At 63.2% G+C, this 15,496-nt stretch carries 9 protein-coding genes and 2 riboswitches; of the genes, 7 read left to right on the top strand and 2 right to left on the bottom strand.

Annotation, left to right across the window (positions count from 1 at the left end; translation table 11 throughout):
• Nucleotides 1-68 precede the first annotated feature (68 nt).
• A riboswitch (glycine riboswitch) is annotated at nucleotides 69-165 on the top strand.
• 8 nt (nucleotides 166-173) lie between these two features.
• Nucleotides 174-310: riboswitch (glycine riboswitch) on the top strand.
• A gap of 137 nt (nucleotides 311-447) precedes the next feature.
• The 7 genes from gcvT (at nucleotide 448) to PCE31107_RS19390 (ending at nucleotide 12,300) form a co-directional block, all read left to right on the top strand.
• Nucleotides 448-1,554 (top strand): glycine cleavage system aminomethyltransferase GcvT, encoded by a 1,107-nt coding sequence (gene gcvT / locus PCE31107_RS19420; protein WP_017233614.1) that lies wholly within the window; start codon nucleotides 448-450, stop codon nucleotides 1,552-1,554.
• Between the two features lie 78 nt (nucleotides 1,555-1,632).
• Nucleotides 1,633-2,016 carry a glycine cleavage system protein GcvH gene (gene gcvH, locus PCE31107_RS19415; protein WP_130027536.1) on the top strand — a complete coding sequence of 128 codons (384 nt, stop codon included), beginning with the start codon at nucleotides 1,633-1,635 and terminating at the stop codon, nucleotides 2,014-2,016.
• Nucleotides 2,017-2,113: 97 nt separating this feature from the next.
• On the top strand, nucleotides 2,114-5,041 hold the full coding sequence (gene gcvP, locus PCE31107_RS19410; RefSeq protein WP_150610342.1) for an aminomethyl-transferring glycine dehydrogenase: 2,928 nt from the start codon (nucleotides 2,114-2,116) through the stop codon (nucleotides 5,039-5,041).
• A gap of 138 nt (nucleotides 5,042-5,179) precedes the next feature.
• Nucleotides 5,180-6,589, top strand: a complete 1,410-nt coding sequence (locus PCE31107_RS19405; protein ID WP_130027535.1) for an L-serine ammonia-lyase — start codon at nucleotides 5,180-5,182, stop codon at nucleotides 6,587-6,589.
• Nucleotides 6,590-6,804: 215 nt separating this feature from the next.
• On the top strand, nucleotides 6,805-8,526 hold the full coding sequence (locus PCE31107_RS19400) for a hypothetical protein (RefSeq protein ID WP_150610341.1): 1,722 nt from the start codon (nucleotides 6,805-6,807) through the stop codon (nucleotides 8,524-8,526).
• A gap of 349 nt (nucleotides 8,527-8,875) precedes the next feature.
• Nucleotides 8,876-10,498 carry a hypothetical protein gene (locus PCE31107_RS19395; protein ID WP_150610340.1) on the top strand — a complete coding sequence of 541 codons (1,623 nt, stop codon included), beginning with the start codon at nucleotides 8,876-8,878 and terminating at the stop codon, nucleotides 10,496-10,498.
• A 386-nt stretch (nucleotides 10,499-10,884) separates the two neighbouring features.
• Entirely contained in the window at nucleotides 10,885-12,300 is a 1,416-nt protein-coding gene (locus PCE31107_RS19390) for an alanine/glycine:cation symporter family protein (protein ID WP_150610339.1), read from the top strand.
• Between the two features lie 197 nt (nucleotides 12,301-12,497).
• Here the strand turns inward: PCE31107_RS19390 and PCE31107_RS19385 are convergent, their stop codons facing one another.
• Both PCE31107_RS19385 and putP read right to left on the bottom strand, forming a co-directional pair.
• On the bottom strand, nucleotides 12,498-13,640 hold the full coding sequence (locus PCE31107_RS19385) for a branched-chain amino acid ABC transporter substrate-binding protein (protein ID WP_130027531.1): 1,143 nt from the start codon (nucleotides 13,638-13,640) through the stop codon (nucleotides 12,498-12,500).
• 208 nt (nucleotides 13,641-13,848) lie between these two features.
• Nucleotides 13,849-15,393, bottom strand: coding sequence for a sodium/proline symporter PutP (gene putP / locus PCE31107_RS19380; RefSeq protein ID WP_150610338.1), 1,545 nt, complete (start codon nucleotides 15,391-15,393; stop codon nucleotides 13,849-13,851).
• Nucleotides 15,394-15,496 lie beyond the last annotated feature (103 nt).

Genomic DNA, 15,496 nt, shown 5'->3' with positions numbered 1-15,496 from the left:
TAAACGCCGATTGGCGCTCAGATAATTCGCATCAAATTGACAGTCTTCGCCTTTCGCCGTAAAGTGCGCGAGCGTGGTCGGGAGAGCGCACCGGGAAGCACATGCCGGGGCCGCCGAAGGGGTAATACCCACAAACTCTCAGGCATCAAGGACCGTCCGCGCCGAAGGCATCGCCTTCGATCTCTGGAGAGCGGTTGCAGCGTGCGTGGCACGCGGGCGACCCACCGAAGGGGCCGGCACGAGCGGCATGGCGCACAGCGCGCCGCACGCACCGGGCAATCTCTCAGGTACCAAGGACAGAGGGGTCATCTCGCCAACTGGCATTGCGCCGGGCACGTGCACACGCACGCGCCGGACGCGGAAAGTGCCGGTCGTCGAGATGACCCCTTTTTGCATTGTCGGGCGCCGTATTCCGACATGCCTGACCCTTGATGCCTTGACGCCCCGATGACCGAACTCAAACGCACTCCGCTCAACGATACGCACCGCGCCGCGGGCGCCCGCATGGTCGATTTCGGCGGCTGGGACATGCCCGTGAACTATGGCTCCCAGATCGAAGAGCACAACGCCGTGCGCACCGACGCCGGCATGTTCGACGTCTCGCACATGTGCGTGGTCGATCTGCACGGCCCGAGCTGCCGCGAATTTCTGCGCTACGCCGTCGCCAACAACGTCGACAAGCTGCAAACCCCGGGCAAGGCGCTCTACACCTGCATGCTCAACCCGAGCGGCGGCGTGATCGACGACCTCATCATCTATTTCATCGCCGAAGACTGGTTCCGCGTGGTGGTCAATGCCGGCACGGCCGACAAGGACCTCGCCTGGATCGGCCAGCTCAATGCGCACGGCGATTACAGCCTGACGATCATTCCGCGCCGCGATCTGTCGATCGTCGCGGTCCAGGGGCCGAACGCCCGCGCCAAGGTGTGGCAGGCGGTGCCGGGCAGCCAGGCCGCGAGCGAAGCGCTCAAGCCGTTCAATGCCGCTTTCGCCAAGGACACGGCGTTCGGCGAGTTGATGATCGCGCGCACGGGTTACACCGGCGAAGATGGCTTCGAAGTGATCGTGAACGCCGATCACGTGGCCGCGCTGTGGAATGCACTGGTCGCGGCGGGCGTGCGTCCGGCCGGGCTGGGCGCGCGTGACACGTTGCGTCTGGAAGCCGGCATGAACCTGTACGGCCAAGACATGGACGACGACGTGTCGCCGCTGGACGCCGGCCTGGGCTGGACCGTCGAGAAAGAGAGCGACCGCACGTTCGTCGGCAAGGATTCGCTGCTCTCGCGCGGCCAGACGTGGCGCTTCGCGGGCCTTGTGCTCGACGGCAAGGGCGGCGTGTTGCGCGCGCACCAGGTCGTGGTGACCGAGGCGGGCGACGGCGAAATCACCAGCGGCACGTTCAGTCCGAGCCTGCAGCAATCGATCGCGTTCGCCCGTTTGCCGAAGGGCGTGCCGGACGGCGCGACCGTCCAGGTGCAAATTCGTGACAAGCAATTACCCGCACGTGTGGTCAAATTACCGTTCGTGCGTCACGGCAAGGCCGTGGTGGCCTGAGTAACATCGGCGCCACGGTGCGGCGACACGAATTACCGATAACCGAATACCCCAAACACTGAATCCCGGAGCGTCAACATGGCGAATATCCCCGATAACCTGAAGTACACCGAGTCCGACGAATGGGCCCGCCTCGAAGCCGACGGCACCGTGACCGTGGGCATTACCGATTTCGCGCAGGAATCCCTGGGCGACATCGTGTTCGTCGAACTGCCGGACACCGGCCGCACCGTGGCGGCGGACGAAGCCTCGGCCGTGATCGAATCGGTCAAGGCAGCGGCCGACGTGCACTCGCCGGTAAGCGGCGAGATCCTCGAGACCAACACGGAAGTGTCCGGCTCGCCCGACCTGGTCAACACCGACGCTTACGGCAACTGGCTGTTCCGTGTGAAGCCGTCGAACACGGCCGAGCTGGACAAGCTGCTGGGCGCTGAACAATACGCCAAGAAAATCGGCGGCTGATGCCCCGGACGGTGCCGCGAGACCTTCGGTTCGCGCGGTACCGTCCCGGCTGCCGCCCCCGCCGTCACTTGCCGTGATCGAACGAGAGATCTGACCCATGAATGCCTTGACTGACCTGCAAGCGCCGCGCCGCTCGCTCTCCGAGCTGGAGCAGCGCGACAACTTCTCCGCGCGCCACATCGGCCCGGATACCCCCGAACAACAGGCGATGCTCGCCGAGCTGGGCTACGCGTCGCGTGCCGCGTTGATCGACGCCGTGGTGCCCGCGTCGATCCGTCGCGACGGCGCGCGCTTCGCCCAGTCGCTCGGCCCGTTCGCCGCCGCGCAAACCGAATCGCAGGCGCTGGCGCAACTGCGCGCGCTGGCCAGCCAGAACCAGGTGTTCAAGTCGTTCATCGGTCAGGGCTACGCCAATACGTTCACGCCGGGCGTGATCCTGCGCAACGTGCTGGAAAATCCGGCCTGGTACACGGCCTATACGCCGTATCAACCGGAAATCTCGCAAGGCCGTCTCGAGGCGCTGCTCAACTATCAGCAGATGATCATCGACATGACGGGGCTGGCGATCGCCAACGCGTCGATGCTCGACGAGGCGACCGCTGCCGCCGAAGCGATGACGCTGGTCAAGCGTACCGGCAAGTCGAAGTCGAACACGTTCTTCGTGGCCGACGACGTGCTGCCGCAAACCATCGAAGTCGTGCAAACGCGCGCCAAGCCGCTGGGCTTCGAAGTGCAGGTCGGCCCGGTGGCCGCCGCGGCCGATGTCGATGCGTTCGGCGTGCTCGTGCAATACCCCGGCGTGGGCGGCGACGTGCGCGACTATCGCGCGCTGGCCGACGCGATCCACGCCAAGGGCGGCATGCTGATCGCCGCCGCCGATCTGCTCTCGCTCACGCTGCTCACGCCGCCGGGCGAGTGGGGTGCCGACGTCGCTGTTGGCAACAGCCAGCGCTTTGGCGTGCCGATGGGCTTTGGTGGCCCGCACGCCGCGTACCTGGCGACGCGCGACGAACTCAAGCGCTCGATGCCGGGCCGCCTGGTCGGCGTGTCGATCGATGCGCAAGGCAAGCCGGCGCTGCGTCTGGCGCTGCAAACGCGCGAACAGCACATCCGCCGCGAAAAGGCGACGTCGAACATCTGTACCGCGCAGGCGCTGCTCGCCATCATGGCCAGCATGTACGCCGCGTACCATGGCCCGCAGGGGCTGCGCACCATCGCTGAGCGCACGCATCGTCTGACGGCCGTGCTGGCCGCTGGTCTCACCGCACTGGGCGCCGCGCCGCGCAACGCCACGTTCTTCGACACGCTGACGGTGCCCGTGGCCGGTCGTGCCGATGCCGTGCATACGGTGGCCGCCGCGCGCCGTTTCAATTTGCGTCGCGAGGACGCCGACACCGTCGGCATCTCGCTCGACGAGACGAGCACGCGCGACGACGTGATCGCCCTGTGGGAAGTGGTGGCCGAGGGCCTCGGCAAGAGCGCCGTCTCGCTGGACTTCGACGCCATCGAGGCCACCGTCTCGAACGGCTACCCGGTGGCACTGGCACGCCAAAGCGCGTATCTCACGCACCCAGTGTTCAACCGCTACCACTCCGAACACGAAATGCTGCGCTATCTGCGCAGCCTGTCCGACAAGGATCTGGCGCTCGACCGAACGATGATCCCGCTCGGTTCGTGCACGATGAAGCTCAACGCCACCTCGGAAATGCTGCCGGTGACGTGGCCCGAGTTCGGTCAGATTCACCCGTTCGCACCGACGGAACAGACCGTTGGCTACCGTACGATGATCGACCAGCTCGAGCAGATGCTCGTGGCCGCGACCGGCTACGCCGCCGTCTCGCTGCAACCGAACGCCGGCTCGCAGGGCGAGTACGCGGGTCTGCTCATCATTCAGGCGTATCACGCGTCGCGCGGCGAAGCGCATCGCGACATCTGCCTGATTCCGGCGTCGGCGCACGGCACGAACCCGGCGTCGGCCCAGATGGCCGGCATGCAGGTCGTGGTGGTCGCCTGCGACGCCAACGGCAACGTCGATCTGGCCGATCTGCAGGCGAAGGCCGAGCAGCATCGCGATCGTCTGGCCGCGATCATGATGACGTACCCGTCCACACACGGCGTGTTCGAAGCCGGTGCGCGTCAGATCTGCGAGATCGTGCACGCGAACGGCGGTCAGGTGTATGTCGACGGCGCCAACATGAACGCCATGGTCGGCCTGTGCGCACCGGGCGAATTCGGCGGCGACGTCTCGCACTTGAATCTGCACAAGACGTTCTGTATTCCGCACGGCGGCGGCGGCCCGGGCGTAGGTCCGGTGGCGGTGGGCGCGCATCTGGCGCAGTTCCTGCCGAACCAGCGCTCGACGGGCTACTCACGCGATGCCAACGGCATCGGTGCCGTGTCGGCCGCGCCGTATGGTTCCGCCTCGATTCTGCCGATCTCGTGGATGTACGTCGCCATGATGGGCGCGCAGGGCCTGACGGCCGCCACCGAGACGGCTATCCTGAATGCGAACTACCTCGCGAAGAAGCTCGCGCCGCATTATCCGGTGCTGTATAGCGGCCCCGGCGGGTTGATCGCGCACGAGTGCATTCTGGATCTGCGCCCGCTCAAGGACACCAGCGGCATCACGGTTGACGACGTGGCGAAGCGCCTGATGGACTTCGGTTTCCACGCTCCGACGATGAGTTTCCCGGTGCCGGGTACGCTGATGGTCGAGCCGACGGAATCGGAATCGAAGCATGAACTCGACCGCTTCATCGAGGCGATGGTCGCGATTCGCGAGGAAATCCGTGCCGTGGAAGAGGGTCGCGCCGATCGCGAGGACAACCCGCTCAAGCACGCGCCGCACACGGCGGACGTGGTGACGGCGGACGAATGGCCGCACGCTTACGCGCGCAGCCAGGCGGCGTACCCGGTGAAGGCGCTGCGCGAGCGCAAGTATTGGCCCCCGGTGGGACGTGCCGATAACGTCTACGGCGACCGGAATCTGTTCTGCGCCTGCGTGCCGATGAGCGACTACGAATAAGCGTCGCAAAAGCTTGGCAGACAGGGGCTGGCAGACACATTGCCGGCCCCTTTTTGTCACTATGGATGTCGCGCGAATGCGCCGGGCCGGTGGCATTCGTCACGTCCCCCCAATGTTTCAGCACTTCAGGACAGCCCCATGGCCGTTTCAGTTTTCGATTTGTTCAAGGTGGGTATCGGACCGTCGAGTTCGCATACCGTGGGGCCGATGCGCGCGGCGCTGATGTTCGTGCAAGGTCTGGAGCGCGACGGCCTGCTGCCGCAGGTCGCAGCGCTGCGCGCCGAGCTGTACGGCTCGCTCGGCGCCACGGGCAAGGGACACGGCACCGACAAGGGGGTACTGCTCGGTTTCATGGGCGAGGCGCCCGACACGGTCGATCCGGCGACGATTGCGGGGCGTCTGGCCACGCTGCGTCAGACGAAGGTGCTGTCGATTCTCGGCAAGTACGAGGTGCCGTTCGTCGAGAAGGAACACATGGTGTTCTACCGCCGCGAGGCGATGGCCGAGCATCCGAACGGCATGAAATTCCACGCGTTCGATGCCGAGGGCAACAAGCTTCGCGAGGGGCGCTATCTGTCGGTCGGCGGCGGTTTCGTCGTGACGGCCGGCGCGTCGAACGCACAGGTGCTCGCCGCGCACGATCAATTGCCGTATCCATTCCGCACGGGCAAGGAACTACTCGAGATGTGCCGCGCGAGCGGCAAGACCATCGCGCAACTGATGTGGGAGAACGAGAAGGTCTGGCATCACGGCGACGCGGCCACGGCGGAAGCGGATATTCGTCGCGGGTTGCTCAACATCTGGAATGTGATGCAGTCGTGCGTGACGCGCGGTTGCGGCATCGGTAACGACGACGCCGACGGCGAACTGCCAGGGCCGCTGCATGTGCGACGCCGTGCGCCGGAGTTGTATCGTCAGCTAACGCAACGCGCCGAGCGCACACTGTCCGATCCGTTGTCGGTGATGGATTGGGTGAATCTTTACGCGATTGCCGTCAACGAAGAGAACGCCGCGGGCGGACGTGTGGTGACCGCGCCGACGAATGGCGCTGCCGGCATCATCCCGTCGGTGCTGCACTACTACGATCGCTTCGTACACGGTGCGAACGAGCAGGGGGTAATCGACTTCCTGCTCACGGCCGGGGCCATCGGCATTCTGTACAAGCTCAACGCGTCGATTTCCGGCGCGGAAGTGGGGTGCCAGGGTGAAGTCGGTGTGGCGTGCTCGATGGCCGCTGGGGCGCTCGCTGCGGTGCAGGGCGGCACGGTCGAGCAAGTCGAGAATGCGGCCGAGATCGGCATGGAGCACAACCTTGGGCTCACGTGCGATCCGGTCGGCGGTCTGGTGCAGATTCCGTGCATCGAGCGCAATGCGATGGCGTCGGTGAAGGCGGTGAACGCGGCGCGCATGGCGTTGCGTGGCGACGGTGCGCACTATGTGTCGCTCGACTCCGTTATCAAGACGATGCGTGAGACCGGTGCCGACATGAAGACGAAATACAAGGAGACGGCGCGCGGCGGCCTCGCGGTAAATATCGTGGAGTGCTGATTTTTCGGATGGCGATGCGTAAGCTGCGTGGCGAAAGTCACGCAGCTTTTTTCTTTTTGCGGCTTGGCTTCCGTATCTGCGACTGGCGACCTTGTTTATCGGCCAATTCCCACCCCCTAAAAAAGTGGCACCACTCAGAATGTCACCTTTTAACGCTGTTGCAACCGCCGATACACGACTCGACGCGTTTGCCAGCCGTTTCGAGGGGCATGTCAATGCGAAGAAAACAGTCCGGCATCTTTTTGATCTCAGCAGCCATCGCCGTGGCGGTGACCGGCATGCTGATTACATTCTGGGGCGTCAATTACACGCGGCAGTTGCGCGTTGAGCGCGCGGAGCGCATCGGTGAGTCGTTGAAGATCATGGGTGACGCGACGCAGAGTTTCGCGGTGACGTATCACGACCGGCTGAACAAGCTGTTCGAGAACGACGTGCCCTTCACCATCGACGGCGTTCAATTCACGAGGGAGGGAACCGCGCCGCGAGTGGTGAGCAATCTGACGGCGGAGAGCCTGATCAAGGTCATGAACGTTCGCGGTGTGGCAAGCAAACCGCCGAATGGCATGGGGGAATATGCGATTCGTGTGTATGAAGATTGCGTCGACAAAAAGTGCGATATCAAGACGCTGGTGTACCTGACTCAGCCCATCAAGCGCGCCTATTCGGACGCCCCCGATTACGATGCGGCGACCACCGCGATGCGAAAAATCGGTGCGTTGGGCGGCATGTCGCTCCAAGATGCGCCCGACCAATTCCGCTTTATCGAAAGCGATGGGTCAGCACGCACGGTGATGAATCCGACTGCGCAGCCGGGCCTGCTCGCCGTGCGCGGCGGGCACCAGACGAGCGCGATGGATACTTTGCTCAGTCTCGATGGACGCAAGTCGATGACGGGGAATCTTAATCTGGAGGATAAGAACGGCGCTGGGAAAGACGGGCCGACCCATCACAACATTGTCGGCGCGGGGAATATCGAGGGGAAAGGGAACTTGCGGATGACGAGCCTTGAAGTGTCGTCCGCGCGTATCGCCGGCACGTTGGATCTCAGCAAGGGCACGCCGAACAACGGCCAGAACAATGGCAACAATATCATCGGTGCGCGTGACATTACCGGAAGTGGAACGCTTAGCATGCGGGGCGTCGAGGCGGATAGCGTGAAAGTTGGATCAACGCTAAGCCTGAATGCGAACGACATAACGGGGGCGCGAACCGTAGGGGCAAAGACCGTCGATGCGACTAATGTGGATGCGACCAATGTGGACGCAACCCGCGTCAATGCCAAACGAGTGGAATCGGGCGCACTGAAGTCGACCGAAGGTGTGGTCGAGTTGGGCACCAGCATTTCGGGCGGCTCGTGCACGGGAATGGGGATCGGCGTTGATGCCCAGGGCCGGGTGATGTCGTGCCAGGCCGAGGATCCCGACCGAAAGGGCCGGGGAGGGCGCGTCTGGAAGCTGTCTAGCCCGACGATTACCCGGGAGAATGTCCCGGACGACGTGGTGAACCAGATCACATCCGAGGCGCAGCGTGACGCGTCGTGGTGGATGTCGAAGTTCGACCTGCGTTGGGGAAAGAGCAAACTGCTTAACCGCAGCGCCGCAAGTGTTCTCTATGAAGTGGGTTTTGCGAGTGCCTGTGTGCTGGACGCGGAGGCGAAGAATGCTGGCGGCATTCTCGAATACAACCACCGCCTGAGCCGGTTCGTCGTGCGCGGCATGGCGCGTCCCGGAGGCGCCTTGTATTGCTTCTCGTACGGCGGGAGATCAGGGGGCATGAGCACGACCTTCTGGGATTGGGGGAAGAACAACGTCGGGCACGGCATTATGGAAAGCCCGACCTGGTATCGTGGTGACACGCCGGAGTTTCGTAACCTTTTCAGCGCAACGATGACGCAGAACGTCGGCGCCCTCAACGAGGGCGGACCTTGGCACCACTGATGTGTGTCACGCAAGGATATCGATGAGGCGACCGTTCCACGTGACCGCGGCATACGCCCGGTCATCAACCTCTCGATGTCGCGTTGCCTTGCCTTGTCTTTGCGCCGTGCGGCATTTGCCAGGGAAGCTTTGTCGATAATCGAAATGTGAAGAAGCCGCGTGACGAAAGTCTCGCGGCTTTTCATTTCGGGTTTTCGCTTCGGAATTTGCCGTCACCGATCAGACGTTAACGGGCATTTCCCAAGCTTCTCGCGAGTGACGTCACTGACAATGCCCTATTTCAACGATCTGACGATCACCGGCGCCTGTTGTCGCGTGTTTGCCAGACGATTCAAGTGAGGGCGCGTCAATGCGAAGAAACCAGTCGGGGATCTTTCTCGTCTCAGCCGCCATTGCGATTGCGGTGGTCGGCATGTTGATTACATTTTGGGGCGTGAATCAGATGCGGCAGATGCGCATCGAGCGGGCAGAGCGCGTTGGGCATGGACTCAAGATCGTCGGTAACGCGGCCGATACGTTCGTCGCGAAGTATTACAAGCAGCTCTCGGAGCTGTTATCGGCACCGGGAAACACATTTCCGATCAAGGGGCACACGTTGACCAACGTGCCCGCTTCTTCGTCGTTCGGTTACGCGCACGTAGGCAACCTGAACGCCGCCGCGCTCATCAAGGTGCTCGATATTTCCGGCGTGGGCAGCAAGCCGCCGCATGGCCTGGGCGACTACGAGATCCGGATTTACCGGAAATGCGATCGGGAGAACCCGCCCAATTGCCAAATCAACTCGCTGACTTATCTCACCGAACCGGCGAAGCGGGCGTATTCCTCGGAGCCCGATTACGCGTTCGCTGCCATTGTCGCAAAGACGGTGGGTGCTTACGGTGGGACATCCACGATGGACAAGCCGCAGGAATTTCGATTCGTCGACGAGAACATGCAGCCGATTCCGGACGCCGTTCCCAATCCGCTGGGGAAACCGGGACTGGTTGCCATGCGCGGCGGATACCTGACGCACAGTCTCGACGTCAATGTTCGGCGCGACGGATCGCGCAACATCACGGGCGATCTGGACTTCGAGAACGGCAATACGCATCAGAGTATCAAAGGGATCAAGAACATTGTCGGCGTTGGAAAGCTCAGCATGGGCGAGCTTGAGATCGGGGGCAAGGCGACGGTGAAAGGCCCGCTTCATCTGAGCGACGACAAGGGTCGGAACCGGCAAGACATCATTGGGGCGGGGAACATCGAGGGCGACGGCATGCTGACAATGCGGGGCCTCGAGGTGCAAGGTGCGACGGTGGCGGGCAACGCAACCATTCACGGCGACCTGAGAGCACAACGCGGGGCAACCGTCGGTGGCGCCCTGAGAATGCAACGCAACGACATCGAGCACGCGGGGCAGGTAACAGCGGACAGACTTCAATCCGAATCAGGCGTTATCCGGCTGGATCGATCCAATCAGCAGGATGCGTCGTGCCAGCCCGGCGAGATCGGGCGCGACGGTAACGGCAAAATGCTCTCGTGCCAGAACTCCGGTGGCGGCTGGACATGGCAACTCGCTCGCACCACCGAGTACATCACAAAGGTCGAGTACAAAGAGGTCGAGCGAATCGTCGAAAAGGACAAGCCACTCGTCATGGCGAAGTGGACCCAAACATGGGGTGGTTGCAACGGCTACAAAAAAATCGGAGGAGGTAGTTGGCGGTGGAGCGGATGGTTCGGGACAATTCCCGGCGCGCAGTCCTGCACCATTGTCTCGAGAGGGTGGTGTAACTCAGTGGGTTATTCCGACAAGGCGCGCGTTTACAACGTCAACGAAAGGGGCCAAATGATCACCGTTGGCGGTACACCCTACGCCGAATTCGGGAACACGTACGGTGAGTTGATCTGTGCCTTCAGATCAAAGGAGGATGCGCGCGCGCGAGGCTTTACACTTTGCGACCCCCACACACAGAATTGCTCGCTGAATTTCTAATTACGGCCGTTGAGCCGGCCTCGCACGTCACACCCGTCGCGCTTTCTTGCGCCGGGCTGCTCGCCGTGCACTGAGCCGACATATCGCTTCGTGTTTCGCGGCATCCTGTGGCCAAAGAAGTCGCCTGCTCTTGCTTTCAGGCAAGCGCATGACCGTCACATGATCGTCACATTGACTGGCTAACCTACGTCCCGATGTCTCCTTGCCTTGTCTTTGAGCCGCGCGGCGTTTGCCGGGCGGCTTTTTTTCTTGTTGCGCACTTGCGTATGGGAATCGACGTAAAGTCCTGGCGGCTGCTATCGCACCGGGGCAATTCTTGAGATTCTTCGTCGCTTGCCCCCTGGCTTTTCGGGGTCGATAGGTGGTTGCGACAGGAGAGATGTGACATGGAGCGTTGGCTCAAGCCGTTGGTCGATACCGTCGGCGGGGTGCTGTCGGGATACCCCCTTGTGATCGCCTTGCTGGGCGCGGGACTTTACTTCACCATCCGCTTCGGCGGGATTCAGATTCGGGCGCTTTGGCACAGCATCTGTCTGCTGCGCACCTCGGGGAGCACCTCGGGCATTTCACCGTTCCAGGCGTTCGCCACGGGATTGGCGAGTCGCGTGGGTACCGGCAATATCGCCGGGGTGGCCGTCGCACTGACCATCGGCGGGCCGGGCGCCATCTTCTGGATGTGGGTCACCGCGCTGCTGGGTATGGCGTCGGCGTTCGTCGAATCGACGCTGGCGCAGATATTCAAGGTGCCACGTCATGACAACACGTTTCGCGGCGGTCCCGCCTACTACATCCAGATCGGCCTGGGCTCGCGCAAATTTGGCATTGTCTTTGCGCTGGCACTCCTCTTCACCTTCGGGTTCGCACTCAACTCGGTGCAGTCGCACTCGATTGCCGAGGCACTGGAAGCGTCGTTCGGCTGGGAGCGGATCTGGATCGGCGTTGCGCTGGTGCTGATGACCGCGCCCATCATCTACGGCGGCGTGCGGCGTGTCGCCCGCTTCGCGCAATGGATCGTGCCGGTCATGGCGCTCGCCTATGTCGGGCTCGCCGTGTATGTGTGCATTGTGAATCTCGACCAGATCCCCGCCATGATTTCGATGATCATGCGTCACGCGCTCGGGCTTGAACCGGCCGCCGGCGGCATCGCAGGGTATGCCGTGAGTCAAGCGGTGTTGATGGGCGTGAAGCGTGGCCTTTTCTCCAACGAAGCGGGCATGGGCAGCGCGCCGAATGCCGCCGCCGTGGCCACGACCCAGCATCCGGTGCAGCAAGGCTTGATGCAGATGCTCGGCGTGTTCTTCGACACCGTCGTCGTGTGTTCGGCCACGGCGTTCATGATCCTGCTCTCAGGCGAGTTCATGCCGGGTGCCGCGCCTGAAGGTGCCGTGCTCACCCAGCGTGCCCTGGCCGCTCACGTAGGCAACTGGGCCGTCGTCTTCACGGGCATCACCGTGTTCTTCCTCGCTTATTCGAGCGTGCTTGGCAACTATGCCTATGCGGAAGTCAACATGGACTACCTGACGCAACGTCCATGGCTGCTCCATGTCTTCCGTGCGCTGGTGTTGCTGGCCGTGATGCTCGGATCGGTCGCCAGCCTGCCGCTGGTGTGGAGCTTCGCGGATGTCGGCACTGCGCTGATGGCGTTCATCAATCTGGTCGCCATCGGCTTGTTGATGAAGTATGCGTTGGTCGCGTGGCGCGACTATCAGGCCCAGCGCCGTGCGGGCATCGCCGAGCCGGTCTTCACGCGCGATGCGCTGCCGCCGGAGATGCGTGAGCGTTTGCCAAAGGATGTCTGGTGACGGGGTCGTGCCATCGAACGTGCCGCACTGACGTTGCGCTTTAGCGCCTTGACGCCATAACGCCATAACGCCATAACGTCGTAACGTCCTAGGGCCGGAGCGGCGCAATGCCCCGACGGCACGCACCAAGCACAAGGGCCGGTGAGTCATCCTCACCGGCCCTTGTCGTTGAGCGCTATCGGCCCATCGTCAGGCGCTTACTTGCCGCCGACGGTTTCCAGCACGGTCCACTTACCATCGACCACCTTGTACAGCGTGATCGAGCCGTACTTCAGATCGCCTGCCTTGTCGTACGCCAGCTCACGCGTGGTCACGCCGGGCATGCTGGTCTTCGCGAGCGTCGGCAGGTACTTTGCCGGATCGGTCGAGTTGGCCTTCTTCATGGCCGACATCATGGCCATGGCACCGTCGTAGGCGTACGGCGAGTACGTTTCCGGGCCGCTGCCGAACTTGGCCTTGTAGCGCGACTCGTACGCGGCACCGCCGGGCATCTTGTCGAGCGGCAGGCCGGCGAGCGACACCACCGAGCCGTTGGCGGCGTCGCCGGCGATCTTCAGGAACGCATCGGACTTGACCATTTCACCGGCCATCAGCGTGCTCTTCATGCCCAGTTCGCGCATTTGTTTGGCGAGCGGGCCGGCTTGCGCGTCGGCGCCACCGTAGAACACCATGTCCGGATTGGCGCGCTTGAGGTTGGTCAGAATGGCGCGGAAGTCCACGGCCTTGTCGTTGGCGAATTCGCGGCGAACAATCTTGCCACCCGCGGCCTTCGCCGCCTTCTCGAACTCGTCGGCCAGACCTTGGCCATAGGCCGTGCGGTCGTCAACGATGGCGATGTTCTTGAAACCCAGCTTCTTGACGGCGAACGTACCGACGACCGACCCTTGCTGAATGTCCGAGGTCATCATGCGGAACGTCGTCTTGAAGCCTTGCTTCGTGTATTCCGGGGCCGTCGCCATGGCGATTTCCGGAATCCCGGCTTGCGCGTAGATGCGCGAAGCGGGAATCGTCGTGCCGGAGTTGAAGTGGCCGAGCATGCCCTTGATGCCCGAGTCGACCAGCTTCTGTGCGACCAGCGAACCCTGACGCGGGTCGGCCTGATCGTCTTCCGACTGCAACACGAACTTCACCGGCTTGCCCTCGATGGTCGGCTTCGTGGCGTTGTACTCGTCGACGGCGAGCTGAATGCCGTTCTGCATGTCTTTGCCGTAGTGCGCCTGGGCGCCCGTGAGCGGTGCGGCAAAACCCAGCTTCACTTCCTGCGCCTGTTGCGCGTTGGCCGTACCGAACGCGAGCAGTCCCGCGACGGCGACCGCGCTGAGCGTAAGCTTCGATTGCATCAACCCTCTCCTTGCATGTGTATGTCGTTGAGTGGCATGCCTGCGGGATCGCCGTGGCATGCCTTTCTTGGATCGCCGTCTGCACAAGGCCGGTCGGCCCAGGACGGCTTCAATCGCAATCAAACGCAATATGCGTCCGACGCGGCAGTATTGGTTGGCTGCGCGCGCCGGTCAAGAGGGAGAAGTTCCGATGGAAGGTGCTACCGGATTATGGGGAGGGTTGCGCCGTCGGGGCACCGGTGCTACCGGATTCGCCCGTCGCGCCTTGCTGGATTGCGCGCAGCGTCGCTTGGGCGCTCGCGTAGCGGGCGAGCACGTCGGCGCTCGGGGCCTTGTCGAAGCGACTCACCACGATGAGCGCCAAACCGCCCAGCACAAAGCCCGGCAGGATTTCGTACAGGTCGAACCAGCCAAATTGCTTCCAGATCAGGACGGTGGCCGCCCCAACGACAATGCCCGCGAGCGCCCCGTTACGGGTGACGCGCGGCCACAGCAGCGTGGCCAGCACCAGCGGACCGAAGGCCGCCCCGAAACCCGCCCAGGCGTAACTCACCATGCCGAGCACGCGGCTCTGCGGATCGAGGGCCAGCACCACGGCGATCACCGCCACGCTCAACACCATCGCCCGGCCGATCCAAACGAGGCGGGCTTGGCTGACCGGCCCGCGCGCAAACGTCTTGTAGAGGTCTTCCGTCAGTGCACTGGCGCACACGAGCAACTGGCACGACAAGGTGCTCATCACGGCCGCGAGAATCGCCGCCAGCAGCACACCCGTGAGCCACGGGGTGAAGAGCTGGGTCGTGAGCGCCATGAAGATGGTCTCCGGATTTGCCGCCACACCGGCGCCAAGATCGGGCCGCGCGCTGTAGAACGCCAGGCCGAAGAAGCCCACGGCGACCGCACCGGTCAGGCATAGCACCATCCAGGTCATGCAGATACGACGCGCCTGCGGAATCGCTGCCGCCGAACGCGCGGCCATGAATCGCACGAGGATGTGCGGCTGGCCGAAATAGCCCAGACCCCAGGCGAGCATCGAAATGACGCCGATGGGCGCGAGATCGCCGAACCAATCGGTGTGGGCGGGATGCACAGCGGTGACCGCGTCGACGGCCGCCGCGGGGCTGCCGTCGAGCGCAATCACGGCAATCGGGGTGACGACCAGCGCGGCGAACATCAGCGAGGCCTGCACCGTATCGGTCCAGCTCACCGCAAGAAATCCGCCGATGAAGACGTAGGCAATGGTCGCCACGGCGCCGATCCACAGCGCCGTTCGGTATTCCAGGCCGAACATCGTTTCGAACAGCCGGGCACCGGCGACGACTCCCGACGCGCAATAAATCGTGAAGAAGATGAGGATCACGAGCGCCGTGACGATGCGCAGCACGTGGCTGCGGTCACCGAAGCGCTGTGTGAGGTACTCGGGCAGGGTCAGCGCGTTGCCGCACACCTCCGTATGCACACGCAAGCGCGCGGCCACGAGATGCCAGTTGGCCCACGCGCCGATCGCCAGGCCGATGGCGATCCAGACGCCCGACAGGCCGCCCATGTAGATCGCCCCAGGCAGGCCGAGCAAGAGCCAGCCGCTCATGTCCGAGGCCCCGGCGGAAAGCGCGGTGACGAAGCTGCCGAGACGACGTCCCCCGAGAATGTAGTCGGAAAGATCGTGGGTGGCGCGATAGCCGAGCCATCCGATGACCAGCATCAATAGCAAATACACGGTGAATGACACCGCAGTGGGATTCCAAAGGGACATGTAGCCTCCTCGAGCGTCGGTGTCACGTGCGTTGCGCGCCTCTGCCGGCATGACGAAAGAGGCGACGACGCGGGACGACGACCGCTATGGCCAGCGATACGTG

The sequence above is a fragment of the Pandoraea cepalis genome (genome assembly GCF_902459625.1).
Classification (GTDB): Bacteria; Pseudomonadota; Gammaproteobacteria; order Burkholderiales; family Burkholderiaceae; genus Pandoraea; species Pandoraea cepalis.
This window is presented reverse-complemented; position numbering and strand designations above follow the sequence as displayed.

What these genes read in the sequence shown, in the direction of transcription:
- gcvT (WP_017233614.1), top strand. Translation starts at nt 448, where the DNA reads ATGACCGAACTCAAACGCACTCCGCTCAACGATACGCACCGCGCCGCG.
- gcvH (WP_130027536.1), top strand. Translation starts at nt 1,633, where the DNA reads ATGGCGAATATCCCCGATAACCTGAAGTACACCGAGTCCGACGAATGG.
- gcvP (WP_150610342.1), top strand. Translation starts at nt 2,114, where the DNA reads ATGAATGCCTTGACTGACCTGCAAGCGCCGCGCCGCTCGCTCTCCGAG.
- PCE31107_RS19405 (WP_130027535.1), top strand. Translation starts at nt 5,180, where the DNA reads ATGGCCGTTTCAGTTTTCGATTTGTTCAAGGTGGGTATCGGACCGTCG.
- PCE31107_RS19400 (WP_150610341.1), top strand. Translation starts at nt 6,805, where the DNA reads ATGCGAAGAAAACAGTCCGGCATCTTTTTGATCTCAGCAGCCATCGCC.
- PCE31107_RS19395 (WP_150610340.1), top strand. Translation starts at nt 8,876, where the DNA reads ATGCGAAGAAACCAGTCGGGGATCTTTCTCGTCTCAGCCGCCATTGCG.
- PCE31107_RS19390 (WP_150610339.1), top strand. Translation starts at nt 10,885, where the DNA reads ATGGAGCGTTGGCTCAAGCCGTTGGTCGATACCGTCGGCGGGGTGCTG.
- PCE31107_RS19385 (WP_130027531.1), bottom strand. Translation starts at nt 13,640, where the DNA reads ATGCAATCGAAGCTTACGCTCAGCGCGGTCGCCGTCGCGGGACTGCTC.
- putP (WP_150610338.1), bottom strand. Translation starts at nt 15,393, where the DNA reads ATGTCCCTTTGGAATCCCACTGCGGTGTCATTCACCGTGTATTTGCTA.